Consider the following 26044-nt stretch of genomic DNA (forward strand, 5'->3'; position numbering starts at 1 on the left):
ATTAGGCCCTTTTTTAATTGGACATGATTAAAGCGGATTGATTTGATAAAAATAAACCAATAGCACAAGGAATAAAACTGAAGCTAGGAATAAATACGTATTCAGCGTATGAAAACTTTTGATGAATTTTAATATAACCATTTTTCTCAATCACAAAAATATTACCAATTATTTGGCAATCACTGCATATTCATTGAACATTAGAATGAATTGAATTCTCTTTCAATATTTCAGCCTTCCAAGGGCTATATTTGTCCTAAAGCGTATTTATTTTCTGTCTAAAATGTATTTATTTCTTTATTTTCATTCAGGGGGTTATTTGGAGGTGGGAGAAAAAGAAGTGCTTTAAAAATTAAAGCACTTGAGATGAGATGCTGTTTTTTGAAACTTTGGAAATTAGGCATTTTCTAAGTTATTCAAAAAGTGTTGCACGACTTTTGCAGTCTGTTGTTCCAGTTGCATGGCATAGGTCAAATTATCTGCTCTGAGCTGAGTGATAGACAGGCCTGCATGACGTATTTCACAGGTATGGCCAATCAGCCATTTTTCAAAGTTCTCTCCGACAACTTCAAGATGGAACTGTAAGGCCAGAATATTATTTCCGACAGAAAAGGCTTGATTAGGATAGATTGCTGAACTTGCCAATAAGGTCGCATGTTCTGGTAAATCAAAAGTATCGCCATGCCAGTGCAATACTTCTACATGCTCAAGTGATGCTAATGGATTATTTTCAACCGCTTTGATCTCTAGCTGACTCCAGCCAATTTCCTTTTGCTGCCCTGCATAAACTTTTGCACCTAATGCATGTGCAATCAATTGTGCGCCTAAGCAAATGCCGATGGTGGGTTTATTGGCTTTCAAACGTTGTTTCAGTCCGACAATTTCATCGAGCAGAAAAGGATAGTCTACGGTTTCATATACCCCAATTGGTCCACCCAAGATTACAGTGAGGCCTTCATAATTCAGGGCCGGACTGAGATCATCAACACCTGCTTCAAAATAACGTACGCGGAAACCGAGTTGATAAAAGATATCTTCTAAAGACCCCAGATCTTCAAAGGCAAGATGTTGAATCACATTGACGGTTTTCATAAAGGTGGACTTTGTCATTATCGCGTACCAAGGATGGATAGAGGAAACTTAGGTATCTTAATGCATTTATACCGCAGATGGGCTCATCCTGTATCAAGTTACAGCAAGAAGGGCGGATTATTATTTAAAAAGCATGTCAAAATAGTAGCTTACGATTATAAGTCTCTTCCATTACAGGGACGACATGCTCATCTTTGAGATCAACGCCAGAACGTCCCAGCTGTCTGGAGTTATGCATCAAAGCCAGTAGGCGTTGTGTTGCAATAGGAATACTTAAACCCGCAGGGCGAATATTGGAAATACAGTTACGCTGTGAATCTAGACAGCCAATATGTGCTTCCCAAGTGTAATAAAGGCCCATACTGTCTGGAGAGCTAAGGCCGGGACGTTCCCCGATCAGCATAATGAGCATACGTGCTTGAAAAATTTCGGCAATTTCATCTCCTAAGGCGACGCGACTGCCAGTGGCTATGGCAATAGGGGCTAAAGACCAGCGTTGTTCAGAAAAAGGCTGAATAAGTGCCTGAATAAAAGGAAGAGCATTTTCTTCAATGGCACGCGCAGATAAACCATCACCAATTACAATACAGATATCATAAGACTGGCCATCTGACTTTACTTGCTGCAGTTGCTCAATAGAGTGGCTACAAAGCAAACGCCCCAAATCCGGTCGTTTTAAGTAGAGTTCTTTATGCTCAGCCTGACTTTTTACATGGATTGGATTTAATCCCAGTTGTTGTAGCTGCTCAGCCAGTAATTCGACATTTAAAGACTGGAAAACTGCATCTTTTGCTTGCGCATGGCTCAATTGAAAATCGAGCAATGCATGAGTCGGAATACTGCATCCTGCACGTCCAATCGCAATCCGGGCATCGGTAAACTGTTTTAGCGTTTCCCACTGATCTTGATGAGACTGGGCTGGATATTGGATATCTTTTGAAAGTTTCATTTTTGCTCTTCCTTAATGCATGAACAGTTTGGAAAATTGAGCAGGGACTTGCTCTGCCCAATGAATCTGGTGCTGCTGTTGCCTCAAGATTCCTTGTTGTTCTAACCAGTGAGAAAATTCAGGTGCAGGTTTGAGTCCAAGTAATTGCCTGAGATAAAGTGCATCATGGAAGGAAGTGGTTTGATAATTCAACATGACATCATCTGAACCAGGGATCCCCATAATAAAGTTAATGCCTGCTGTCCCGAATAGGGTTAAAAGTACATCCATATCATTTTGATCAGCATCGGCATGGTTGGTATAACAAATATCGCAGCCCATCGGAACGCCAAGTAATTTGCCACAAAAATGATCTTCTAAGCCTGCACGAATAATCTGTTTACCATCATAAAGATATTCAGGACCAATAAAGCCGACCACCGTATTCACCAGTAAAGGATTATATTTTCGCGCAACGGCGTAGGCTCGCGTCTCGATGGTCTGCTGATCAACGCCATGATGTGCATTGCTGGACAGGGCACTGCCTTGCCCGGTTTCAAAATACATCACATTGTGACCTACCGTACCGCGATTTAGCGCAAGTGTCGCCTCATAACCTTCTTGCAACATGGCAAGAGAGATACCAAAACCCTCATTGGCTTTTTGTGTACCTGCAATGGATTGAAACATTAGATCAATCGGGACATTTCTTTCAGCCAGTTGAATACCTGAACTGATATGGGTCAAAACACAAGACTGGGTGGGAATCTGATATTCCTGAATGACATGATCGATCAGTTTCAGTAATTCAGATAAATTATGCAGATTATCTGTTGCTGGATTAATCCCGATCACGGCATCACCGTTGCCATACATCAGACCATCTAAAATACTGGCAGAAATACCCAATACATCATCGGTTGGATGGTTGGGCTGCAAACGTGTGGATAGGTGACCTTTTAAACCGATGGTATTTCGGAATTGAGTAATCACCTCACATTTGCTTGCGACATAGATGAGATCCTGATTGCGCATGATTTTACTGACAGCGGCTACCATTTCGGGCGTTAAACCAGCAGCAAGCTGTTGCAGTTTTTCGGTCGTTGCATTTTCACTTAATAACCAGTTACGAAAATCGCCCACAGTAAAATGTGCAATCGGGGCAAACAGGTCTGCCCGATGTTCATCCATAATCAGCCGGGTAATCTCATCTGTTTCATAGTCCACAACTGTTTCGTGTAAAAAGTTTTTGAGTGGAACTTCTGCAAGTGTCATTTGTGCAGCAACGCGTTCTGTGGCGTCTTGGGCTGCCACACCCGCCAACTGATCACCAGAACGTAAAGGCGTGGCTTTAGCCATCAAGGTTTTCAAGTCGGCAAAATTGTATTGTTGTTGAGCCACGATTTGACGATAGCGCATGTGATTCTCCTTAATCTGCTGATTTATTCCTGTTCATTGCTTTTGAGATGAGCAAACTCTTCCTCTGGTGTACCTTGTATTAAATGATGGCGACTGTAGAACATGAAATAGCCAATAAATAGTACGTAGATTGTAGCCGCAATACACCAGACTTTTGGGTTGACCAGAAAGCCCGCAATCACAGCAATAGCAGCAAGAATTAAAGCAATACTAGAGGTAAAAATGCCACCAGGCGTTTTATAGGGGCGGTGCATAAGTGGACGGGATAGACGTAATTTAATATGCGAAAGCATCATCAGCACGTAGGAGATGGTTGCTCCAAATACAGCAATTAAAATCAGTAAATCACCTTCTTTGGTTAAAGACAGTAAGAAACCAATAATGCCTGGAATAATAATCGCTAAATAAGGGGCTTTATTCTGATTGGTGAGGGAAAGTGAGGTTGGCAAATATCCTGCACGGGATAAGGCAAAGATCTGTCTCGAATAAGCATAGATAATTGAGAAGAAGCTGGCAACCAGTCCTGCCAGTCCTACAAAGTTTACAAAATTGGCGAGCCATGTACCTTGTCCGTAGACTTTCACTAAAGCATCAACCAGTGGTGCACCAGAATGTTGCAAAGCGCTTGCACCAGCAGCACCTGCACCCAAGAATAAAATCAGCATGGCAAAGGCGGTTAAAATTAACATGGCTCCGATTAGCCCGCGAGGTAATGACTTGGCCGGATCTTTGGCTTCTTCGGCCGCAAGAGGAACACCTTCAACGGCCAAGAAAAACCAGATTGCATAGGGAACGGCAGCCCAGATTCCTAAATAACCATAAGGTAGAAACGAACTGGCACCGCGTTGTTGACCTGCCGGAATATCAAACAGGTTATGCATACTAAAATGAGGGAACATGGCAAAAATAAAAACAGCCAAAGCAATTGCAGCAACCAGTGTAATGGCAAAGATAATTTTGAGGGCTTCTCCAGCACCTTTAAGATGAATACCCATAAAAATGAGATAACAGGCCAGATAGACTTGCCAGCCACCAATACCAAATAATGACTCACAATAAGCGCCAATAAAGGTGGCGATTGCAGCAGGAGCAATTGCATATTCGATCAAAATGGCCGTGCCAGTTAAATAGCCCCCTAGAGGCCCAAAAGCCGTACGGGCAAAACTATAACCACCACCCGCAGTTGGCAGCATGGTTGCCATTTCTGACATGGAAAGGCATAAGCATAAATACATAAAGGCGACAATTGTGGTGGCGACAAACATACCGCCCCAACCACCTTGAGCGATACCGAAATTCCAGCCGGCAAAATCTCCAGAAATGACATAGGCCACGCCCAGACCAATGAGTAATAACCAGCCTACAGCGCCTTGTTTAAGCTGTCTTTGTGCAAAATAATCCTCAGAAGAGCTTGGGGATACTGACAATGTAGACGTGTGTTCTTGATTGTTCATACAAAACTCCATGTATTCGATTTATCAGCAAGATGCAAAAGCAATGCCGATATTGCACACCATGTGCAAATCTTGATTATGAATATCGATGTTTTAATCTGTTGTCATAGCAATAAAAGGGAAATCACGGTTGTAAACATGCTTTTTATCTAAAAAGCTGCCAATAACGCTGTGTGAAGTGAATTTTCATTTTAGAAGCCAGCGTAGATTTTTAAAAAGAAACTTACGCTGGCTTGTTACAGATGCCTTGAATATCGGACTTAGAAAAAGCCCATTGCTTTTGTGGAATAACTGACAAGCAAGTTTTTGGTTTGCTGATAATGATCAAGCATCATTTTGTGATTTTCACGGCCTACACCTGACTTTTTATAGCCGCCAAAAGCAGCATGGGCAGGATAGATGTGGTAGCAGTTGGTCCAGACACGACCAGCTTCAATTGCACGTCCAGCACGATAGGCGGTATGGGTAGAGCGTGACCAAACACCAGCACCTAAACCGTACATGGTGTCATTGGCAATCTGGATCGCTTCATCAAAGTCTTTAAAGGTTGTTACCGACAAGACGGGACCAAAAATCTCTTCCTGAAAGACTTGCATGTTGTTATGGCCTTTAAAAATCGTCGGTTCAATGTAGTAACCATTACCTACTGTTTTACGTTCATGACCACCTAGCAGTACCTCGGCACCTTCCTGTCGGCCTGTATCAATACAGCGTAAGATTTTTTGTTGTTGTTCCAGTGAAGCTTGTGCCCCCACCATCGTTTCTGTATCAAGCGGGTGTCCCAGCTTAATGCGTTTTACCCGTTCAATTGCTTTTTCCATAAACTGATCTGCAATACTTTCCTGAATCAAGGCACGGGATGGGCAGGTACACACTTCGCCCTGATTCAAGGCAAACATGGCGAAACCTTCCAGAGTTTTATCCAGAAAGTCATCGTCCTGATCCATGACATCAGCAAAGAACAGATTCGGTGATTTTCCGCCGAGCTCGAGCGTCACAGGAATGATGTTCTCTGTCGCATAACGCATGATCAGTTGCCCGACCTGAGTTGAACCTGTGAAAGCAATTTTGGCAATACGTGGACTGGTTGCAAGGGGTTGACCAACCTCAGCGCCATAGCCATTGACGATATTCAGGACTCCCGGCGGGAGTAAATCCTGAATTAACTCTGCCACCAATAAAATCCCAACCGGTGTTTGCTCAGCAGGTTTGATTACGACACAGTTGCCTGCTGCTAAAGCAGGTGCCAGTTTCCAGGCCGCCATGAGGATCGGGAAGTTCCACGGGATGATCTGACCCACTACACCCAGCGGTTCATGAAAATGATAGGCAATGGTGTCTTCATCTATTTCAGAAATACCGCCTTCTTGTGCACGAATACAACCCGCAAAGTAACGGAAATGATCAATGGCTAACGGAATATCCGCTGCAAGTGTTTCGCGGACTGGTTTGCCATTGTCCCAGGTTTCAGCAACAGCCAACATTTCCAGATGAGCTTCCATCCGGTCTGCAATTTTTAGCAGTAAATTAGAACGCGTGGTTGGAGAAGATTTATTCCATTCCTTTTTGGCTTGATGGGCGGCATCAAGCGCCAGTTCAATATCTTCTGCACTTGAACGAGGGATACGTGTAAAACTTTTGCCATCGACAGGGGAAATATTGTCAAAGTACACTCCTTTGACCGGTGCTATCCATTTTCCACCAATAAAGTTTTCATATTGGGCTTTAAATTGTATTTTAGAATCAGGTTGATTAGGATCGATATAGCGCATAAACATATTCCTTTATGTGTAAGTTCATTTGAATAAAGTACCGAGTACGTTATTGAACAAAGATTAAATTGCCCAAGGTTGGGAAAAGGTTGGAACTGCCTGTAAATGGACAAGGAAATTACAAATGTTCACAAAGAAAGAGCTGCTTCAGCAAAGGATGCTGGTCGAGCAATGTCGTACCCAAAGTGTTTTAAATCCAAAACATGCGGAGAAACTTGGACAGAGCATTGCGAGTTCATGGGAACGTTCCACGCAAGCCAATATTCCGAAAGAGCGCGATGCTGCGCCTTTACAAGATCAAAGTACTGAAAGTAAAAGTTCGTTGATGCAGGCATTGGAGTATTGCAAAGAAGACTTGAAGCATATTGCAGAACAATCTTCGATGGTGTTGGCGGTTGGAGATGTGGGGAGCACTATTATCTGGACAGCAACTAGTCCGCAAATGCGTAATGCAGCAGAACGGGTGCATTTTGTTGCAGGAGGACAGTGGCAGGAAGAGCTGGTTGGAACCAATGCGCTGGCTTTGTCACTAAAAACCCGGCAATCCAGTTGCGTGTTTTCTAATGAACATTACATGGCTTCGGTACATGACTGGGTTTGTTATGCGGCTCCTGTAGTTGATCCTCACTCCAAACGGATTTTAGGGGTGGTAGATTTATCAACGACCTGGAAAAATCATAATAGTCTGGGTGTGCTGGCTGTTGAGCGGTGTGCTTCAATTATTCAAATGGCAATACATGAGTTACAGCAACAATCGCTATATTTAAGAACCTTTTCGGCTCCTCAGGCTTCATTCAATGGTAAAAATCTGCTGCTGACCCCGCGACAGATTGAAATCATGACGATATTAACGTTATGTCCGCAGGGGATGAGCCTCGATCACCTGCATCAAGCACTGTATGGGGAACGCAAAGTCAGTATCGGAACTTTAAAGGCAGAGATGTCCCATTTGAGAGAGCGATTAGGAAATGCCTTGGGCTCACGACCTTATCAACTGAAAGTTCCAGTCGAAGCGGATTTTCTGCAACTGGAACAAGCACTGGATGCGGGCTATTTAAATAGCGCTTTACAATGTTATACCGGTATCTTTCTGGCGAAAACCGAGAGTCCATTTTTGTGTACATGGCGTGACTGCATCGAATCGCGGTTAAGTCATGCGATTTTTCAGGCACAGGAAAGTGATATTTTATTCAAGCATCTGGCATACAATCCTGAAGCGATTGACGTTGTGGAAAGATTGATGGAATTATTACCTATAGATCATCCTGCAAAGCAGATGCTCAGACGCTATCGTGACTGCTGAGCATCGTAAGGTCATGGTGATTACTTAAGTTTTTCTGCCAGCCAGTCAAACAGTGCTTGATAGACTTTTTCCCGTACCGGTGGAGCTGAAAGCACAAGGTCATGTAAACCATTGTGAATCGCTAGAGTTTGTATATCACCTTTCATTTTCTTGGCATTCTGTGTCATATCTTTGACATCCAGAATGACATCACTTTGCTGTGCATCAATACCCCATTTTCTCGGATTGTTGGATTGATGTGAGTGCATGATCAAGGTGGGTACACTTAAGGTTACGCCTTGATGAATTTCTTTTTGTGCTTCATGAATCGCGGTCACAAAACTTAAATTCACAAAGGGCATGGTTTTCGGTTTCCAGTCTAAATTGAAATCCCATTCCCCATAGAAATCTTGATGTAAGCTTGGGGTGTACCATGGATTGAGACCACTTGGGAACTTCGCCTTTGGTAGTCGTTTACCAACTTCACTGAGCAAGGGAATGCCGAGTTTTTTCTCGATGGTACTTTTGTAGAAATCATAAAAAGGGCTATTGGCCCAGACTGCTTTAATCAGACGATGATCCGGATAATGTGCCGCATAAAGTGTCGCAATCAGGCCGCCAGTCGAATGCCCAGCCAATACCACCTGTTGATGATTTTCCTGACCAATGATTTCTAAGGCTTTGCTGATTTCGGCATCGTATTCGCGTAAATCAAGTACATAATAGAATTTCTGATGGGGCAGTCTGGAACGACCGTATTTTCTCAGATCCAGCGCATAAAAATCATAACCATGCTGGTTAAACTGTTCTGCCATTTCTTTCTGGAAGAAATAATCGGCAAATCCATGAATATATAAAACTGCTTTTTTTGTGGTTTGAGCAGCTTTCTTGCGTACCAGCGTGGCTACAACTTTCCCATCATAATCATCAGCGAAATTTAAGGTCAGTTGCTGATAATCTTCACCTAGTATATCTGGCTGATAAGTATAAAGATTTGAAGTCGTCATTTTTATAGATCAAGTCTGAATTCATTAATAAATACCTTAAATGAAAACCTCTGGATGTCAACGTAAATATACGATCTCAGCAGTTGAGTCACGGATCGTCATTTCATGTTAGAGCGCAGATTGGGACTGGATTAGATTTTTATTTTTGCCAAAAAATCGTTAAGCTATGTGCTGTTGTTTTTGACTGAAGAAATTATGAAACAAGAGACTGCACTGAAGTTACTTAAAGCTGGGGAAAATGTTTTTTTGACGGGTTCAGCTGGTGCAGGAAAAACCTATACGCTTAATCAGTACATTCATTATTTAAAAGCACGTAAAGTTCCGGTTGCGATTACCGCATCGACCGGTATTGCGGCAACGCATATGAACGGGATGACGATTCATACCTGGGCGGGTATCGGAATTAAAGACAGCTTGAGTGATGATGACCTCAAGCGTATGAAAGAGCGTAAATATTTAAAAGAGCATTTGGAAAATGCCCAGGTCCTGATTATTGACGAGATTTCCATGTTGCATGCCAAGCAGCTAAATCTGGTCAATCAGGTCTTAAAATACTTTAAAGAAAGTGATGAAGCCTTTGGTGGCATTCAGGTGATTGTGGCTGGGGATTTCTTCCAGTTACCACCTGTGGGCAGAAAAGATGAAAACAATCGTGATAAATTCTGTTTTATGTCTGATGCCTGGGTCGAAGCCAAATTCCGGGTCTGTTATTTAACTGAACAACATCGTCAGGATGACGAGATTCTTAACCAGATTTTGAATGCGATTCGGGCGCAAAGTATTCAGGACAATCATATCTCGGCCTTACATCAGTCACGCCAGCATGACATTGGGGAAACCTTTACCCGGTTGTACACGCATAATATGGATGTGGATAATATTAACTATCAGCATCTCAATGAAATCGACAACGAAAGTCATCAGTTTAATGCAGTGCTGGACGGTAATGAAAAGTTAATTGAAACCCTGAAATCCTCAGTCCGTGCGCCAGAAGAATTGACCCTTAAAAAACATGCCAAAGTAATGTTTGTCAAAAATAACTTTGATATGGGTTATATCAATGGCAGCTTGGGCGAAGTCATTGGCTTTGAAGAAGATGATAAGCAAGGTATTTTGCCGAAAGTCAAATTGACCGATGGCACCACTTTTCTGGTTGAGCCAGAAACATGGTCAATTGAAAATGAAGCAGGTAAGGTGATTGCCAGTTATCAGCAGATTCCTTTACGTCTGGCTTGGGCGATTACCATTCATAAAAGCCAAGGCATGACACTGGAAGCGGCAGAAATCAATTTAAGCCATACCTTTGAGAAAGGTCAGGGCTATGTGGCTTTATCCCGTTTGAAGTCACTGACAGGTTTGAAACTGCTGGGCTTTAATGAGCAGGCACTGGAACTGGATAGTCTGGCCATTAAAGCCGATCGCCGTTTTCAGGAACTGTCTGCCGAAGCGGAAGCCAACTTTGAAAATATTGATCTCACCACCCAGCACAATGCCTTTATTCGTCATTGTGGCGGTACGCTGAACGCGACTGAAATCGCACGCAATGAGAAGAAAATTGCCAAAGGCGGCAAGCAGAATTACGCTGCTGCGACTTTGGATGAAACCCGTGCTTTATTTGAAGGCGGTTATGAAATTGAAGATATTGCGCATGAGCGTGGTTTAACGCCTGCCACCATTATCAATCATCTGGCGCGACTGCATAAGGAGCAGGGGCTGGATATTTCGGTGGCCAATCCTGGTGATGAAGTGGTTGAAGAAGTGCGCAAGATTTATAAACGCTTGCATAAGCGTAAGAATCCGGAACATTTTACCGACGATGGTGCAATCAAGTTGCGTCCCATCGTGGAAGCCACCAGCCCGCGTATGGCCTATGATCAGGTTCGTCTGGCTTTACTGTTTATTGAATAGGACAAATCAAACATGCCTCATCTCGTTGCCAACTATTCGGCCAATCTGACAGAACTGGATCAGCATACATTACTTAGTAGTGTCAATTCGGCATTGATTGCAACCCATCTGTTTAGTCCGAATGATGTAAAGTCGCGTATTTTTAAAGATGAGGCCTTTTTGATTGGAATGGGTGAAACGCAAGATGCCTATATCCATTTAAAGCTGTATTTGCTCAGCGGTAGAACTGCGGCACAAAAGCAGGATTTAGGCAGTATTTTATTGACGATACTGGAACAAAAAAACTATCTGCCGGTAGAGAATCAATTACCGTTACAGCTATGTGTCGAAGTAATTGATATGCCAAGCGAATATTATTTTAAGGCAAGCATTTAATTTTATCTGAATCAACTGCACTTGAGTGCAGAGGTGAAGTTGATTCATTTTTGAATAAAAAATATTCCTGATTTTTAGACTTATCCGTACAGTGAGCTATGTTTTTATTTTCTCAGATGATTTTGTTCATGGGCAGAAAAGCTGATAAGGGTGTAACATTAAAAATATAGACAAGTATGTATGCTGTTTATAAAATGCGCGAAATTTTATTAAATAATCTATAAAAAGATGCTGAAAAATATCTTTCAAGCTTTAGAGACTTTAGGGCTGAACGCGCAAAAACGTGCGATCCATGCTCAGTTCTCCAACTCATCTTTAAATGATCAAGTATTCTTACAATATGTGGAAGGCACTCATCAGCTCAATCAGGGTATTGAGCTTCAACTGCTCTGTCTCTCGACCAGTGCCGTCATTCCATTAAAAAGTTTTATTGGCAGTCAGGTTGCCATTGATATTGTCACTGATCGTGCTGAACTGACCCGTATCACCGGTATCGTGACCCAGGCTGATGTTGGTGCGAGCGATGGTTCGCTCACCCTGTATAAACTCGGCGTACAAGACCCGACAGCTTTATGGAAGCATCGACGTAATAGCCGTGTGTTTATGGCGAAATCAGTTCCAGATGTCATCCAGACCATCTTTAAGGAATGGCAGTCTAAAAGTCCACTATTTGCAGCCAGTTTGACCCTGGATGTCAGCGGACTTAGCAAAGACTATGATGTCCGTCCTTTTATTATGCAGAGCAATGAAAGCGATTATGACTTTCTGACCCGTTTGATGCGGAGTGAAGGGATCAACTGGCTGATTGATGAAGCCCAGTTAAAAGTTACCAGCTCAAGTGAGCAGATTCAGGCCCAAAAACTCAGACTGATTGATGATAATAGTCATTATAATGCTTTGGATCGCCGTCATATCCGTTTTCATCGCAGTAGTGCTACGGAAACACAGGACAGTATCACGGCATTCGTCGCCCAGCGTACATTACAACCTGGCGCGGTACATGTACAGCGTTGGCAGGCCGATGCTTTGGAACAGGAAGAAGGTGCGGGTAGTGTTCAGAGTAAGCATCAACATAGTGAGCAGCATGATAACCAGCAACTGGCGTTGGAACAGGCATGGCATTTTTCACCGGCGTGGATTCAGGACCTGAATGGTGAAGATGGCACCACCAAAGCAGTTAATGCCCAGATCGAAAAACTGAATCAGAATTTAGGACAATACTACGATGCTCAGGCCAAGCAGTTTGTTGCAAATTCGACAGTTCGGGATGCGCAGGTCGGTTACTGGTTTGGATTGAATGAACATCCTGAAATTGATCAGCATCAGGGCGCAGACAAAGAATTTTTAATTACCTCAAAACACTTCTATAACCAGAATAATTTACCCAAGGACCTGACGGATCAGGTTCATACCTTACTTCAGCACAGTCATTGGCAATTAAAAGGCTTGAGTGCAGCGCAGGCCGACGAACGTCAGGCGAATCAGCTGACGCTACAACGCCGTAATATGGCATTGGTGCCAGAATACAACCCCTTGCAGCATCGACCAGCAGCCCATCCACAACGCGCTCGCGTGGTGGGACCGAGTAGTAATGAGATCCATGTGGATGAATGGGGACGCATTAAAGTCCGCTTCCTGTTTACACGTACAGAGGACCATAGCCACGATGGTGGTGCAGGTGCCAATGACAACGATACTGATTCTGCCTGGATCGATGTCCTAACACCGTGGGCGGGTGAAGGTTATGGCGCACGTTTCTTGCCCCGTATCGGTGAGATTGTGGTGATCAACTTCTTTGATGGCAATATTGATCGTCCCTATGTGGTGGGGAGGATTCATGAAGCACAACGGAGTCCAACCAAGTTTGACAATGTCGGCAAGCTGCCGGATACCAAGAAATTGGCAGGGATTAAATCTAAAGAATACCAAGGCGAAGGCTTTAACCAGTTACGTTTTGATGACACCACAGGTCAAATCAGCGCGCAACTACAAAGCAGTCATGCTGCCAGCCAACTGAATCTCGGTAAACTGAGCCACCCAAAGGACAAGGCTGAGAGTGAAGACCGGGGTGAAGGTTTTGAGCTGCGTACCGATCAATGGGGGGCTGTGCGTGCAGGTCAAGGTTTGTTGCTGAGTACGCAGAAACAGGATCAGGCCCAAGGCGAGCATCTGGATGCGCAGCCAGCCAAACAGCAGCTTGAAGGTAATCAAAGTAATGTCAAAGCATTAAGCGAAGTTGCCAAGAACCAACAGACCGACGAAATTGAATCGGTTGAACAATTGAAAGCATTTGCTGAACAGATTGAAGCAAAAATTGCCAGATTTAATAAAGCTTTACTGTTATTGAGCTCACCAGCGGGGATTGGCCTGAGTACCAATGAAGATATTCATGTTTCTGCGGATGGACAGATTAATCAGCTGGCGGGCGATAGCATTAACCTGAGTACGCAAAAGAATCTGATTACGCATGCGCAAAATCGAATTAGTCTGTTTGCGGCACAGAACGGGATCAAGCAGGTGGCTGCCCAAGGTAAATTTGAAGCGCATGCCCAATCGGATGGTATGGATTTACTGGCCAAGCAAGGCATCCAGATTATCTCGACCGAAGATCGTATAGAAATCACCAGTCCAAAAGAAATTGTAATTACAGCGGGTGGTTCTCAAATCAAGCTCAATGGCTCAGGGATTTTTCCGACCACAAGTGGCAAGTTTGAGGTGAAGGCGGGGCAGCATTTGTTTATGGGTGGGGCACAAGTGAGTGCACAATTACCAGCTTTGCCTAAATTTGATAATAAAAATTGGATTGCTTTAGAACATCTAGATGTAGATCGCCAACCATTTGCAAATTTGGGTTATAAAATCTTTTTTGAAAATAATCAGGTTATTGAAGGAAGGTTAGATGAGCATGGTAAAGCTCATCATGACAATGTTCCAGAGAAAGCAATTAGAGTTGAGTATGAGCAACCTAAAATGGAAGAAGATAAGCCTTGGGATCAGTTTGATACAGTCATGGCAGAATTAGACAAGATTGATAAGAATAAGGGGCAATTTTAATGCCAGATTTTTTACCATCTAAGAAAGAGCTAACCAATGCTCTAGCGTGGTTCACAGCCCCAGTAAATGATGCAATCAAGAAAGGGAAAGAAACTGCAGCGGATATCGCAGAGTGGCTTTGGGTTGTATTACAAGGAGACTTTGCAGAGGATCAAACAACTGCACAAATTGTCACTGGTACAGTGATTTCAATGATCCCTTTTGTAGATCAGATTTGTGATGTTCGGGATATTTGTGCGAATGCGACAAAGATTAAAGAAGACAGTAATAATCCGTGGGCATGGATTGGACTGATTCTAACACTGATTGGCTTATTTCCAGTATTGGGTTCATTATTTAAAGGGGTTTTCAAAGTTATTTTGGCTCCTATTAGACGCTTTATGCTTAAGCCTGCAACCAAAGGTTTAAAGTTTACGGGTGGAAATATATATAAGTTTGCTGAACCTGCGATTGAAAGTGGAATTACAGAGTTAAATAAATTTCTTGCACGCCCTGCGGTAAAAAAGGCCATTAAAAACGCAAAGATTACCAATATTTATAAAGCAACAGCGAGCAAAATTCGAGAAGTTAAAGGCATGTTGACCAAGCAGGCTTTGTTGGGCGTGTTTGATAAACTTGTAGGATATTTAAGAGATACGGTTAAATTTATTGATAAATACGCAAGTAAGGCGATTGGTGCAAAAGCACGACAAATGTTGCAAACCGTGATTGATGTCCGTAACTTGGCGAATCAAAAACTTGGTGAATTTTTAAAACCTGTGCAAGACTTTTTGGAAAGATTGGCGGTTAGAATCGAGAAAGAGAGTGATCAGGCTTTTAAAGCGACGACTAATGTTAAGAATATTCATAATTTTAAGAAAGTAGGAACAGATACCGAGTTAAAAAGTGTGTTAAACAATAAACCGAATTGGGTTGATGTTGCAGCGAAAGAAAAATATGCAGCTTTAAAAAAATCACCAAGAATTCTAGATGGCTATCCTGATATTTCTAATAGTTCTAATAGTTATCCTTTAAAAGGTAAATTTGATACATTTCATGATCTGGAACCTATAGACCTTCCTGAGGGCACGATTTTATATCGTGTCCTTGATCCGAGCAGTTATGATAATAGTATCTGTTGGATGCGAGAATCTGAATATAAGAAACTTAAGAGTAAAGCGGATTGGCGACGCTATTTTGCGGTATTTGCTTCATGGAATCATAATGGCGAAATGGTTAAATATAGAGTTCCTAAAGGTGGCTTAAAGGTATGGGAGGGGCCAGCGGCGAGCCAAACTTTTAAAAGTAGTGCTGGCAAAGTTGAGAAAGTAAATAGTAAAGGTGAGATATTTGTACTTGAAGGTGGTGGTATACAGATTGTTCTTGATCCTAAGGATTTAGTACATGCAAATATAAGTAAACGTGAAGCAACCCCTTGGGGCTATGACAGTGGTTTGATTGGTGAAGCTAAAACCAGCATGGTGGGTGTTCCCCGTTTAGAACAGAACTGGTATGGAGATAAAAAGTAATGTTGCAATTTGAAATTCGTCCGCAGGAAATTTACTTACTTGAACGCTATAGTTCGACTGAATATTTTAAAGAATTGGTAGATGCTTATAAAAATATGTTGGATGCAGCAGAAAATGCACTTGAGCTATTTATGCAGGATTTACCCTATGATTATCGAAACCGACATATTTCACAACAACCTGATGTAGTTTGGGGGGAGCGAGTATTACCTAACTTTAGATCAACTCTAGAAGCATTAAATTATGGCTATAAGCGTTTATTAGAGGGTGATTTATCCGCACTACAATTTGCAGGAAATGTGCAAAGTGATTTTAATGCTCAGACTACTGATTATTTGCCAGATTGGATGGATGAAAATAACTTTACATTATTTGATCAGTGGCAAAGCAAAGCAAGATTATTAGCATCTAATATTAAAGCAACAGTTTTTAGCAGTTGGCCTATAACCTTTCTAACAGAAAATTATGACACGGATTGTTTTGGTGAATTAAATTTACCACTTTCTTTTCCTATTTATCATTTAAGTGCTGATATTAAAGTAGAGACAGGAAAAACAGTACCACAGAATGGTATTTACATTCCTGAAATACCTGAGGCAAGTGCACAGCTGTTGCTTAAAGGGCACGATGCTATTGAAGCTCTGGTGGGATTAAGTCGTAGTGGTTTGCAATATGCTAGAGAAGAAAGTACAACGTGGTTACTGGTGAGACGGATTGCAGATGAAGGTGGTTCATCTGAGACAATTCAAGCTGAAAGCTTAAAAGGTTTTGCTGGTCAGACTTGTCAACGGACAGGTAATTGGTGGAGTCCTGCAAATCAATTGCAATCCCGTTATTTTGAACAGGGAGAGGTATTTCCTGAGGTTGAAAATAATAGTTGGGGAGAAACGATTTGGTATTTAGAAGTGACGAATAAGAAATAATTTATGTATTCAAGGTTAGATTCTCAAAATAAGGATAAAGTTTTGATGAAGTTGAAATCTTACCTGAGATCAAATTTGACTGGGGTGAAGTGTATTGGCCGTTTGATAGTGATGACTAACTTATGCTAAGAAGCTGTTCTAAATTGACTCGTTTTCAAAAGCAATCAGTTGCCCTCATCTATTATTTTACTTCACGGCCTTATTTGGAAATGTTACTGACCAAATTGGATGATTTGATTCAATATACTGGTGGAGTAATTGATCTCGCTGATCAACAATATCGGGATCGTGTTCTATTGCAAGAAGGTTGGGGAATGGGGGATACATCAGCCAATTGGAGCACCTATGCTTACCCATCTTTATTCGATTTCAGATTAGGTTTGATCAGGATTATAGAGCAGACTAAACAGGAAAAATATGGCCGGACACCTGCATATAATACAGCACGTATGTTAGGCGAGTTTCGACCCAACTGGATGTCAGAAGAAGAAGAAACTGATTTTAAAATGCGCTTTGATGAATTATATAGATTATGTAGTTATTACGATTCTTGTGTTAAGCCTCCAAGATCATGGACTTTATATAGTTTATTTGAAGTGATTAAAGAGCTTGGAATTTTTGATCATAAAGTCCCAAAGCTTAGAGTTCATACAAATATACGTATAAATAGTGAGGAATCTATTTGTAAGACAGGTGTATATATCCCTATAGGCGATCAATTTGGTACACCTCAATTTGCTTGGACTTACCGTGACGAAAATGGTTTTGAGGGTGGACAATTGGAAGAATGTGAAACATTAAATGCTTTAGGTAAGCAGTTATTTTCTAAGTTTAATGAATATACAGCATGGACGCCATCTGAAGAACTAAGAACATTCGCAATTGAAAATATTAAAAAGAAGAAAATAGATGACGATTTTGGTTATGTAAAGTTTGATTATGACACCCAATTAAGATTAGCCCCAGAGTTGATTGCAAGAAATGCATTTACTGGCTTTGACTGTAGTTGGTACTTTGTTGAATTGGTTGGTGGAGAGTTTGAAGATATTGGGGTTGAGGATGTAGATATTTTTGCTACAACTGATTTAAAAGTTATAGGTGGCGAGCTATGCCCAAGAACAGGTTATTGGATTTTATCTAGCCAAAAGGAGAAGCGGTTGTATTTTACTAAAGGAACTTTAATTCCGAAATATAATAAAGACTGGGGTGAGGAATATTGGATCTTTGATGGTGAAGAATAACTAATATGCTCTTCGGGGCATTTAAAATTTTGAGATTTATATAATTTAAATGATTGATTTAAATAAAATAGAGCTATTTCCAAAAGAAATTTATTTATTGGAACAATTTCTTTCGTATGATTATTACTATGAAACGGTAAAGTTATGGGAGGAGCTGATTCAATATGCTGAGGGATTATTAGACAAATATAGTGCTCATTTAGCACCCGATCATCGTGCCCAACATCCATCTCATCAAGCCGACTATGTGTGGGGAACCATCGTACTACCAAATTTTAAGAGTACATTACATCATTTGATAGATGGTCTTGAAGATTTACAACATGGTTTTTTACCAATATTAAGAAGAATGAGTAGTATAAAAAATGATTTGATTGCTCAAGGTAGGGATTATCCCTATGACTGGATGGATCAAGTAGAGAAAGGTGCAGTTGCTGAGTATAAGGTTAAACAAGATATTGTTTTTATAAAAGCAAATAATACCTTTATTGCAAGTGATTACTATGACTCGCAATGGGACTATAAAGATCTATTAAAAAATGATTTATATAAAAGAGATGTGGGTATAGAGTATCCTCCAATATTACCTAAATATTATTTAAATCCTAATATAAGTGTAAAAACTGATGAACCAATTATGGTGACAGGTTTTTATCGATCTACTGAACCATATTCAGCATGTAAGTTTCTGATACATGAAACAAAAATGTCAGCCAAGCATCCTGAAGACTGGAAATTAGCTCCAGCGGTTCAGTGTTTTAAAACGAATCCTGACCTTTTTATGACACCAGATACAATTGAAAATTCAGAAGAAGTAGAAACGACATGGATACTGGTGGAAAAGTAGTTGAGGATGGTGGCAGCAGTCCGGTATTTAATGAAGAAAGAATATCTCAAAAGGGTGGAGAAAAAGTAAAGAAAGCAGGTTATTGGTCTTCTCCTGCAAAACCAGATACGAGACTCTATTTTACTCAAGGTGAGATATTACCATCGCATTCTAAAACAGATCGGGAAAGCCTTAGAGTATGGGATACTGAAAAATAATCTGTGCCTATAAAAAAAAACGCACTCTTCAGTGCGTTTTATCTCGTCCATATGTTGCATCAAATAACCTCAATATCAACATATTGCTGAATTAAATTATCATCAAGCATATGAACATAGTCCAAAAATGTGATATTAAAACTACCGACAGTCTGCGCATGCTCAAAGGCCAGTTTCCCAGCGATAGCAAAATGAATATGTGCAGCCAGTGCCGCAATCGTAGCTGGAGCAACTGCATGGTAGGCTGCGGTTAAAGCACCTAAGGCACAGCCAGTAGCAGTAATTTTAGGCTGTAAATGACAACCACCATTGACCTGAATAACTGCATTGAGCTGCTTGGATATGATGAAATCAGACTCACCAGAGATCGCCACACACTGGGTATGTTGCAATAAGCTTTTTGCCTGTACATATACATCCTGACTGTTTAAGGTACTGTCTACACCTTTAGACTGAATCTGGTTGCCTGCTAATGTACTGATTTCAGAAGCATTGCCACGAATAATACTGGGGTGGAATTGCAGAAGCTGATCAACGGTTTCGCTACGCCATTTCAAAACTGCGCCATAACCTACCGGATCAAGTACCCAAGGCACCTGATGCTGCTGTGCTGTTTTCGCCGAAATTAACATGGCTTGGGTTTGCTCAGTGGTGGGTGTACCGACGTTTAGACTGAGTGCTGCACTGATTCTGGTGAAATCTTCAGCTTCAAAAGGATTATCAATCATGGCAGGCGAAGCACCTGCAGCCAGCAAAATGTTGGCAACATAATTATTGGCAACGCTGTTGGTCATACATTGTACTAAAGGAGCCTGTTGTTGTAACGCACGCCAGGCTTCAATGACTTGATCAATCAGTTGTTGTTTTTGTGACATGACATATCCTTTATAGCAACTTTAAACAGGGCGTTAATGGGTGAAATAGTGATCTTGATGCTTACATTTACGGCAGATCAATGAGACATAATCCTGTGCATCATAATCTACGATCAGATCATTGGAACCACAATACATGCAACGCTTAACCGAATAAAAATTTAATCGGGGCTCGATTTTTCGCCAAGATTTCCAGACTGGCTGGATAAAAACACTTTCGTCATAACCCAGAAATTTAAACAATAATATTTCACTCATTTTACTGAATGGAATGGTGTAAGGGCGTGGCAAGGTGGTGGTTTCCCAACGTTCAGTCAAAGCACGTTCACGATATTGTTCCAGCGTCTTTTTCAGCAAATTGGTATTGATAAACTTGTCATTTCTCGGCTGTAAGGCTTTTTGTTTGTGTAGATATTCCAGCGCTGTCTGGATCAGATAGAAAATCTGCCCGACTGCAAGTCCTTCCATCAAGCGATAACAGAATGCCTGAAAAGGGCGGTTCCCCGCAATTTGAATACCCCAGGTGCGGCAAGAGAACTGCATGAATTGTACAATCTCTTGGTAGAGTACCAAGTACAGCACATCTTTGACTTCATCTGTGCTTTTGAAGGGAATACCCAGGCTCAGGTTTTCATAAAACCATTGCCGTAATTGTTGAGCAATGCTGAACAGGCTTGGGTCCGCGTAGCCATCCAGCCGGATATTCAGATAAAAATGTTCGGTTTCGATATGACTATCTTGCGATTTCAATATCCCAGATTTCAGCAGTTCCTGGACAAGCTGGTGCTGAAACAGATAATTGGGAGTAAAGTCTTGATATTTAATGTTTTGCCAATGAATCAGTTCATCATGCTGTACGTCTTCACGCGCGTAACCATCGAGCACACTCAGCAAAAATAGTTTATGTAAGAAACTGAGTTGATTAAGACCATAGACCACTTCATCTTTGACTTTATGTTTACGTTGTTCTTGTAAAATGGTTTGTTGGGTCTGTTTCTTACGGCTAGCAGTACATTGGGCACAATGACAATTGAGTTTACTATCGCTTTTAAACACCCGATGCTGGCAATGACTACATTCATGAAACTGAAATTCTTGTGCGTATTGTTCAGCTTCGATCCAGTTCATCGAGGCTTGGCACAAAGGGCAATGGCTACTTTCATCTAACTGTTTTTGTAGAATCTGTAAATCCATTGATGTTAAACCTATGACCATTTAAAAGGGAATTATACATACTCTGTAGGCAGAGTGATGCAAAGTTTATAGACAGTTAAACTCTGTTATTCACATTAGGATGACGTTGCTGGATAGTGTCGTAATGACTGAATTCAACCAGCTATATAAAGCCAAAGTTAAATGCTTTATACCTTTGTGGCGTTCTAAACGATGGGGGTGAAATTTTACACGCTGTGCCAATCTGGCATCACTAATTCAAGAATGTGTGAATTGATTAAAATTTTCTTTTATTTTAATAAATTAAATAGTCATGTGTTGTGTTGACTGTGTGTAAACGATGGCATAAAAATGAAGTTATAGATGGATCTATTTTGCATTACGGAGATTATTATGCAAAAAAATGCACTCATGAAAGGACTCATGGGAAGTTGCTTGGCGGTATTCGCCAGCATGAGCTTTGCCGCAACACCAGAAGGCTTCTGGAAAAGTATTGATGACCGTACGGGTGAGCAACTTTCAATCGTTGAAATCAAGAAAAAAGCAGATAATACCTATACCGGCACAATTGTATACCGTTATCCGGTGCCTGGCGGTACGGTCTTGACCCATTGTGTGAAATGTCCTGAACCATTCAAAAACAAACCTATTTTAGGGCTGCAAATTGCATGGGGATTGAAAGAAGATCCGAAAAACCCGAATCAATATATCGATGGACGGGTATTAGAACCGAAAAGCGGTAATATTTATAAAGGCAAAGCCCAACTCAGTGCTGATGGTAAGCGTTTACGTATGCGTGGGTATATGGGCGTTTCTGCATTGGGACGGACACAAGTCTGGTTGCGTACCGATAGTGCAAATCCATAACCGAGCCTGATTTTTAAGAAAGCCTAAACGACTGCTTTGGGTTTTTTTATTTGCCTAAAGAGTACTCATTCTCTTATGAAATTAATGCATAAAATCCGTTATTTCTTATACAAATGAACTCTGGCGTACAGTGTAACTTTATGAAAATTGTGATAATTTTCGTGCTTTAAACCTATCTCTTTGGATAGGTTGTTTTTTAGACGGGGTGAATATGCTAAATCGTATGCTCATGAAAGGAATCATGGGACTCACATTTGCTTGCGCGAGCGCAGCATCATTTTCAGCTTCAATTGAAGGTTATTGGAAAAGTATCGAAGAACGAACCGGTGAGCAACTTTCTATTGTCGAAATCCGTAAAGGCAATGACGGTCGTTATCATGGAAAGATTATTTATCGTTATCCAAATTCGCATGGAATTGCATTAACAAACTGTACCAAATGTGCGGCACCGAATACCAATAAACCGATTCTAGGATTGGAAATTTTGTCGGGTTTTAGAGAAGATCCAAATAAACCAGATTCTTATATAGATGGGCGTGTATTAGAGCCAACATCGGGTCGTGTCTATAAAGGTAAAGGTGTGGTCACGGGTGAAGGAAAGCGTCTACGTATGCGGGGTTATATGGGCGTTTCCGCACTGGGACGTACTGTGGTCTGGCTACGTACCGATAGCGCCACGCCTTAAATGTAATAAAAAAACCTCGAATCGATTTCGAGGTTTTTTATGGTTAAAGTGAATGGCTAAACAGGGCATGGTAAGTTTTCGTCCTCCTGTCCAATTTTTTTAGCGGCAATCAATGCCTGTACTTTTTTACTTGGCAGCTTTTCTTTGCCAAGCGCATCATAGGTATTCACAATATTGGTGACTTCTAGTGTGGTCAGCTCGATTCCTTCTGCAGTTAAAAAAACGGAAATGACATGATGATCCACACCTGCTTTTGCGAGATCATGGATCGCCTTGATATTCTCTAAACGATAAAGATGTGCTTTTAATTCCATCGTCATAACCCTCTCTTATTTTATTGACCTAGATTGGCATAATTGGTTAAGCAATAACCGTGCACAAAATGTAAAACTCAGGAAAAAAATGTAAGTTGCGCGATAGAACGCAATCGGTTCTGTAGTTTTTATTTAAGAATGGAAAACGATGTTGTAATTTTGTCTAAATGATCGGGCAATTTACAGATCAAATTTGAAAACCTGAATAGTAAACCCAATAAAATGATTAAAACTGATACAGAGCCGTAAAGACAGGTTTTATAAGTTGGCGTATGATCTGATAGAGTTTCACCGATGCTTATGACAAACGTGATTTGTCACAAGCATTTAGGCGAAATAAGGCCTGATTTGTGCAACCGAATGACTTTAATCAAGAAGTCTTGCCAACAAGACCATCTAAACGACATGATGAAAGATAAGGAATACTGATGAATATTGCGGCACAACCTCCCGTACAAGCAGACCAAACCATTTATTTAAAAGATTATCAAAAGCCAGCTTTTTTAGTTGAATCGATCAACCTGGATATTCAGGTTTTTGATGAGCATACCCTTGTAGACTCGACATTGGTGATGAAGCGCCAGACTGCAGGTGATTTAGTCCTGCTGGGGCGTGATCTGGAATTAAAATCGATCCAGTTAAATGGTCAGGTGCTCAATGCGGATCAGTATCGTCTGGACAGTGAACAATTGGTGATCACCGATGCACCAGATGAGGTCATTATTCAAACTCAGGTAGTGATTCACCCTGAGTCAAATACCCAGCTTGAAGGTTTATACAAGGCGGGTGACTTGTTCGTGACCCAGAACGAACCTGAAGGTTTCCGTAAAATTACCTTCTATCCCGATCGTCCAGATGTGCTAGCTGAATTCACCACCCGGGTAGAAGCCGATAAGAAATATCCAGTATTGCTCGCAAACGGGAACTTATTGGAAACAGGTGATGCAGGTAATGGCCGTCATTTTGCCATCTGGCAAGATCCGACCAAAAAGCCAAGCTATTTATTCGCCTGTGTGATTGGTGATCTGGCGGTGCTGAAAGATCATTACACCACGTCTGAAGGCCGTGATGTGGCATTGGAAATCTATGCAATTGAAAAAGATATTCCTAAATGTCACATTGCCATGGAAGCTTTAAAGCATTCAATGCGTTGGGATGAAGAACATTATGGTCGCCCTTACGATCTTGATAATTACATGATTGTTGCGGTGAGTCAGTTCAACATGGGCGCAATGGAAAATAAAGGTTTAAACATCTTTAATACCTCATGCGTGCTGGCCGATGAAGAATACACCACAGATGCTGCGATTATGCGTGTTCAATCGGTGATTGCCCATGAATATTTTCATAACTGGACCGGTAACCGGATTACCTGTCGTGACTGGTTCCAACTGTGCCTAAAAGAAGGCTTAACTGTTTTCCGTGATCAATCTTTCTCCGAAGATTTACAATCTGCTGCGGTACAACGGATTGATGATGTGGCAGTATTAAAATCGCATCAGTTCCCTGAAGATGCAGGTCCATTGTCACATCCGCCACGTCCGGATCATTTTGTCGAGATTAATAACTTCTATACGGCGACGGTGTATGAGAAAGGTGCGGAAATCAACCGCATGATGGCGACCTTACTGGGTAAGGAAAAATATCGTCAGGGTACCGATGAATACTTCCGCCGTCATGACGGACAAGCGGTTACGGTTGAAGATTGGGTTGCTGCATTGAGCGCAGGTTCAGGTGTTGATCTTTCTAACTTCCTGACCTGGTACAACCAGCCAGGTACACCAAAGCTAGAGGCCAAAGGTGAGTATGATGCGGCTGCACAAACTTATCGCCTCAGCTTAAAACAAAGTCTAAAAGCACATCCTAAATATCCGGACTTGAAGGCAGTGCCAATTCCTGTGGCTCTGGCGTTATTCAATGCCCATAGCGGTGAGCAATATACCTTGCACAGTGCTGATCTGTTTGTGAATGATGTCAAAGATGGCGTGTATTTATTTGATCAGAATGAAGCCACTATTGAATTTACAGGCGTGACTGAACAACCTGTTGTATCGTTATTGCGTAATTTCTCTGCACCTGTGAATCTCGTCTTTGATTATTCCGATGATGATCTGGCTTTCCTGATCCAGCATGAAACCAATGGCTTTAACCAGTGGCAAGCCACCCAAACCTTGTTGGAACGGATTTTATTAGACGACCATAAAGCAGATATTTATATTCAGGCCATTCAGAACACCTTGCCTGAGCTGGTCAATAAAGATCCTCTATTGGCATCACGTTTATTTGATGTGCCAAGCGAAAATTATTTAGGTAGCCGTATTGATCAGGACTACGAACCTGAGCTGGTGCTGGAAAAGCGCGAAGCCGTGTTGAATCGTTTAGCACGTGAGTTGGGTTCATTCTGGAAAGACACGTATCTGGCACTAGATCCTGAATTGCAAAAAGAGTTTTCTCTGGCAATGGGGGTGCGTGCGCTGAAAAATATCATGTTAAATATGCTGGCGCGTCAGGGTGATGATGCGGTATTTGAGCTGGCCTATGCGCAATACCAGAACACGGGCAACATGTCTGAGCGTTTAGGCGCATTACGTGTTTTGGTCTGGAATGATGCACCGCAGGCGCAAGCTGCATTAGCGGATTTTTATAACCGTTTTAAAGATGAAGCCTTGTCTCTGGATCAATGGTTTACCATTCAGGCCTCTAATCCAAATGCGACAGCGGAAACCATTGAATATCTCACCAAGCATGTGGACTATGATCTCGGTACACCCAACCGTATCCGTTCGGTTAGCGGCGGTCTGGCAGCCAATCCAGTGAATACCTGGAGCTTTGGTGTTGATCATTTCATCAGCTTGGCAGCTTATCTGGATGAGAAAAATCCAATCTTGGGTTCACGTTTACTACAGGTGCTTTCTCGCTGGTACACCTTGGCCGAACCACAACGCACTCAAGTCCAGCAAGCGCTTCAGGCCTTGCAACCGAAAGTAAAATCTAAAAATGTAGCTGAGACATTAAATAGCTTGTTAAGTATTTAATTCAAGTTTCAATTCCATTGCAAAAAGGATGTCGTCAGGCATCCTTTTTTATTTGACAATAATAATTGTCATAAATAGTATGAAAACG

The 26044-nt window shown here is 41.6% G+C and carries 19 protein-coding genes and 1 pseudogene; 11 read left to right on the forward strand and 9 right to left on the reverse strand.

Annotation, left to right across the window (positions count from 1 at the left end):
* Positions 1-396: 396 nt before the first annotated feature.
* From MSG93_RS02320 to MSG93_RS02340, 5 genes are all read right to left on the reverse strand, one after another.
* A complete protein-coding gene (locus tag MSG93_RS02320; protein WP_324620309.1) occupies positions 397-1110 on the reverse strand; it encodes a glutamine amidotransferase in 714 nt (237 codons plus the stop codon).
* Between the two features lie 118 nt (positions 1111-1228).
* Positions 1229-2041: an ethanolamine ammonia-lyase subunit EutC gene (gene eutC, locus MSG93_RS02325; RefSeq protein ID WP_324620311.1), complete on the reverse strand. Its 813-nt coding sequence runs from the start codon at positions 2039-2041 to the stop codon at positions 1229-1231.
* Between the two features lie 12 nt (positions 2042-2053).
* Complete coding sequence (locus MSG93_RS02330; RefSeq protein WP_005229691.1) at positions 2054-3439, reverse strand: ethanolamine ammonia-lyase subunit EutB; 1386 nt, start codon at positions 3437-3439, stop codon at positions 2054-2056.
* 23 nt (positions 3440-3462) lie between these two features.
* On the reverse strand, positions 3463-4893 hold the full coding sequence (gene eat, locus MSG93_RS02335; RefSeq protein WP_262754456.1) for an ethanolamine permease: 1431 nt from the start codon (positions 4891-4893) through the stop codon (positions 3463-3465).
* Between the two features lie 260 nt (positions 4894-5153).
* Positions 5154-6665: an aldehyde dehydrogenase family protein gene (locus MSG93_RS02340; protein ID WP_324620315.1), complete on the reverse strand. Its 1512-nt coding sequence runs from the start codon at positions 6663-6665 to the stop codon at positions 5154-5156.
* A 124-nt stretch (positions 6666-6789) separates the two neighbouring features.
* Between MSG93_RS02340 and MSG93_RS02345 the strand changes: the two genes are divergently transcribed.
* On the forward strand, positions 6790-7968 hold the full coding sequence (locus MSG93_RS02345) for a transcriptional regulator (RefSeq protein ID WP_324620317.1): 1179 nt from the start codon (positions 6790-6792) through the stop codon (positions 7966-7968).
* A 20-nt stretch (positions 7969-7988) separates the two neighbouring features.
* Here the strand turns inward: MSG93_RS02345 and MSG93_RS02350 are convergent, their stop codons facing one another.
* Positions 7989-8954: an alpha/beta hydrolase gene (locus MSG93_RS02350; protein WP_324620319.1), complete on the reverse strand. Its 966-nt coding sequence runs from the start codon at positions 8952-8954 to the stop codon at positions 7989-7991.
* Between the two features lie 195 nt (positions 8955-9149).
* On the opposite strand from MSG93_RS02350, the gene MSG93_RS02355 reads away from it, so the two are divergent.
* From MSG93_RS02355 to MSG93_RS02385, 7 genes and pseudogenes are all read left to right on the forward strand, one after another.
* Positions 9150-10862 carry an AAA family ATPase gene (locus MSG93_RS02355; RefSeq protein ID WP_005229701.1) on the forward strand — a complete coding sequence of 571 codons (1713 nt, stop codon included), beginning with the start codon at positions 9150-9152 and terminating at the stop codon, positions 10860-10862.
* A 12-nt stretch (positions 10863-10874) separates the two neighbouring features.
* Positions 10875-11237 (forward strand): 5-carboxymethyl-2-hydroxymuconate Delta-isomerase, encoded by a 363-nt coding sequence (locus MSG93_RS02360; protein ID WP_032867311.1) that lies wholly within the window; start codon positions 10875-10877, stop codon positions 11235-11237.
* 228 nt (positions 11238-11465) lie between these two features.
* Entirely contained in the window at positions 11466-14291 is a 2826-nt protein-coding gene (locus tag MSG93_RS02365; protein ID WP_324620322.1) for a type VI secretion system Vgr family protein, read from the forward strand.
* Positions 14291-15799, forward strand: a complete 1509-nt coding sequence (locus tag MSG93_RS02370) for a hypothetical protein (protein ID WP_324620324.1) — start codon at positions 14291-14293, stop codon at positions 15797-15799. Before MSG93_RS02365 ends, MSG93_RS02370 begins: the two co-directional genes overlap by 1 nt.
* Positions 15799-16722 carry a hypothetical protein gene (locus MSG93_RS02375; RefSeq protein ID WP_324620326.1) on the forward strand — a complete coding sequence of 308 codons (924 nt, stop codon included), beginning with the start codon at positions 15799-15801 and terminating at the stop codon, positions 16720-16722. Before MSG93_RS02370 ends, MSG93_RS02375 begins: the two co-directional genes overlap by 1 nt.
* Before the next feature lie 122 nt (positions 16723-16844).
* Positions 16845-17963, forward strand: coding sequence for a hypothetical protein (locus MSG93_RS02380; protein ID WP_324620328.1), 1119 nt, complete (start codon positions 16845-16847; stop codon positions 17961-17963).
* 49 nt (positions 17964-18012) lie between these two features.
* Positions 18013-19007, forward strand: a pseudogene (locus MSG93_RS02385) (hypothetical protein).
* Positions 19008-19066: 59 nt separating this feature from the next.
* Here MSG93_RS02385 and thiM read toward each other — a convergent pair.
* Positions 19067-19882 carry a hydroxyethylthiazole kinase gene (gene thiM / locus MSG93_RS02390; protein WP_324620330.1) on the reverse strand — a complete coding sequence of 272 codons (816 nt, stop codon included), beginning with the start codon at positions 19880-19882 and terminating at the stop codon, positions 19067-19069.
* Between the two features lie 33 nt (positions 19883-19915).
* Entirely contained in the window at positions 19916-21076 is a 1161-nt protein-coding gene (locus MSG93_RS02395; RefSeq protein ID WP_324620332.1) for a hypothetical protein, read from the reverse strand.
* A 372-nt stretch (positions 21077-21448) separates the two neighbouring features.
* Between MSG93_RS02395 and MSG93_RS02400 the strand changes: the two genes are divergently transcribed.
* Both MSG93_RS02400 and MSG93_RS02405 read left to right on the forward strand, forming a co-directional pair.
* Positions 21449-21922: a DUF2147 domain-containing protein gene (locus MSG93_RS02400; RefSeq protein ID WP_324620334.1), complete on the forward strand. Its 474-nt coding sequence runs from the start codon at positions 21449-21451 to the stop codon at positions 21920-21922.
* 211 nt (positions 21923-22133) lie between these two features.
* A complete protein-coding gene (locus tag MSG93_RS02405) occupies positions 22134-22607 on the forward strand; it encodes a DUF2147 domain-containing protein (protein WP_005284914.1) in 474 nt (157 codons plus the stop codon).
* 56 nt (positions 22608-22663) lie between these two features.
* Here the strand turns inward: MSG93_RS02405 and MSG93_RS02410 are convergent, their stop codons facing one another.
* Positions 22664-22921, reverse strand: coding sequence for a hypothetical protein (locus tag MSG93_RS02410; protein ID WP_004652954.1), 258 nt, complete (start codon positions 22919-22921; stop codon positions 22664-22666).
* Between the two features lie 428 nt (positions 22922-23349).
* Between MSG93_RS02410 and pepN the strand changes: the two genes are divergently transcribed.
* On the forward strand, positions 23350-25956 hold the full coding sequence (gene pepN / locus MSG93_RS02415; RefSeq protein ID WP_324620338.1) for an aminopeptidase N: 2607 nt from the start codon (positions 23350-23352) through the stop codon (positions 25954-25956).
* Positions 25957-26044: the final 88 nt, after the last annotated feature.

It is taken from the genome of Acinetobacter sp. IK40 (assembly GCF_035615075.1).
Taxonomy (GTDB): Bacteria; Pseudomonadota; Gammaproteobacteria; order Pseudomonadales; family Moraxellaceae; genus Acinetobacter; species Acinetobacter courvalinii.

Bases quoted from the DNA above. Each gene is read 5' to 3' on its own strand.
- MSG93_RS02370 (WP_324620324.1), top strand. From the start codon at position 14,291: ATGCCAGATTTTTTACCATCTAAGAAAGAGCTAACCAATGCTCTAGCG.
- MSG93_RS02345 (WP_324620317.1), top strand. From the start codon at position 6,790: ATGTTCACAAAGAAAGAGCTGCTTCAGCAAAGGATGCTGGTCGAGCAA.
- MSG93_RS02400 (WP_324620334.1), top strand. From the start codon at position 21,449: ATGCAAAAAAATGCACTCATGAAAGGACTCATGGGAAGTTGCTTGGCG.
- pepN (WP_324620338.1), top strand. From the start codon at position 23,350: ATGAATATTGCGGCACAACCTCCCGTACAAGCAGACCAAACCATTTAT.
- eutC (WP_324620311.1), bottom strand. From the start codon at position 2,041: ATGAAACTTTCAAAAGATATCCAATATCCAGCCCAGTCTCATCAAGAT.
- MSG93_RS02340 (WP_324620315.1), bottom strand. From the start codon at position 6,665: ATGCGCTATATCGATCCTAATCAACCTGATTCTAAAATACAATTTAAA.
- thiM (WP_324620330.1), bottom strand. From the start codon at position 19,882: ATGTCACAAAAACAACAACTGATTGATCAAGTCATTGAAGCCTGGCGT.
- MSG93_RS02355 (WP_005229701.1), top strand. From the start codon at position 9,150: ATGAAACAAGAGACTGCACTGAAGTTACTTAAAGCTGGGGAAAATGTT.
- MSG93_RS02375 (WP_324620326.1), top strand. From the start codon at position 15,799: ATGTTGCAATTTGAAATTCGTCCGCAGGAAATTTACTTACTTGAACGC.
- MSG93_RS02330 (WP_005229691.1), bottom strand. From the start codon at position 3,439: ATGCGCTATCGTCAAATCGTGGCTCAACAACAATACAATTTTGCCGAC.
- MSG93_RS02320 (WP_324620309.1), bottom strand. From the start codon at position 1,110: ATGACAAAGTCCACCTTTATGAAAACCGTCAATGTGATTCAACATCTT.
- MSG93_RS02395 (WP_324620332.1), bottom strand. From the start codon at position 21,076: ATGGATTTACAGATTCTACAAAAACAGTTAGATGAAAGTAGCCATTGC.
- MSG93_RS02365 (WP_324620322.1), top strand. From the start codon at position 11,466: ATGCTGAAAAATATCTTTCAAGCTTTAGAGACTTTAGGGCTGAACGCG.
- MSG93_RS02405 (WP_005284914.1), top strand. From the start codon at position 22,134: ATGCTAAATCGTATGCTCATGAAAGGAATCATGGGACTCACATTTGCT.
- MSG93_RS02350 (WP_324620319.1), bottom strand. From the start codon at position 8,954: ATGACGACTTCAAATCTTTATACTTATCAGCCAGATATACTAGGTGAA.
- MSG93_RS02410 (WP_004652954.1), bottom strand. From the start codon at position 22,921: ATGGAATTAAAAGCACATCTTTATCGTTTAGAGAATATCAAGGCGATC.
- MSG93_RS02380 (WP_324620328.1), top strand. From the start codon at position 16,845: ATGCTAAGAAGCTGTTCTAAATTGACTCGTTTTCAAAAGCAATCAGTT.
- eat (WP_262754456.1), bottom strand. From the start codon at position 4,893: ATGAACAATCAAGAACACACGTCTACATTGTCAGTATCCCCAAGCTCT.
- MSG93_RS02360 (WP_032867311.1), top strand. From the start codon at position 10,875: ATGCCTCATCTCGTTGCCAACTATTCGGCCAATCTGACAGAACTGGAT.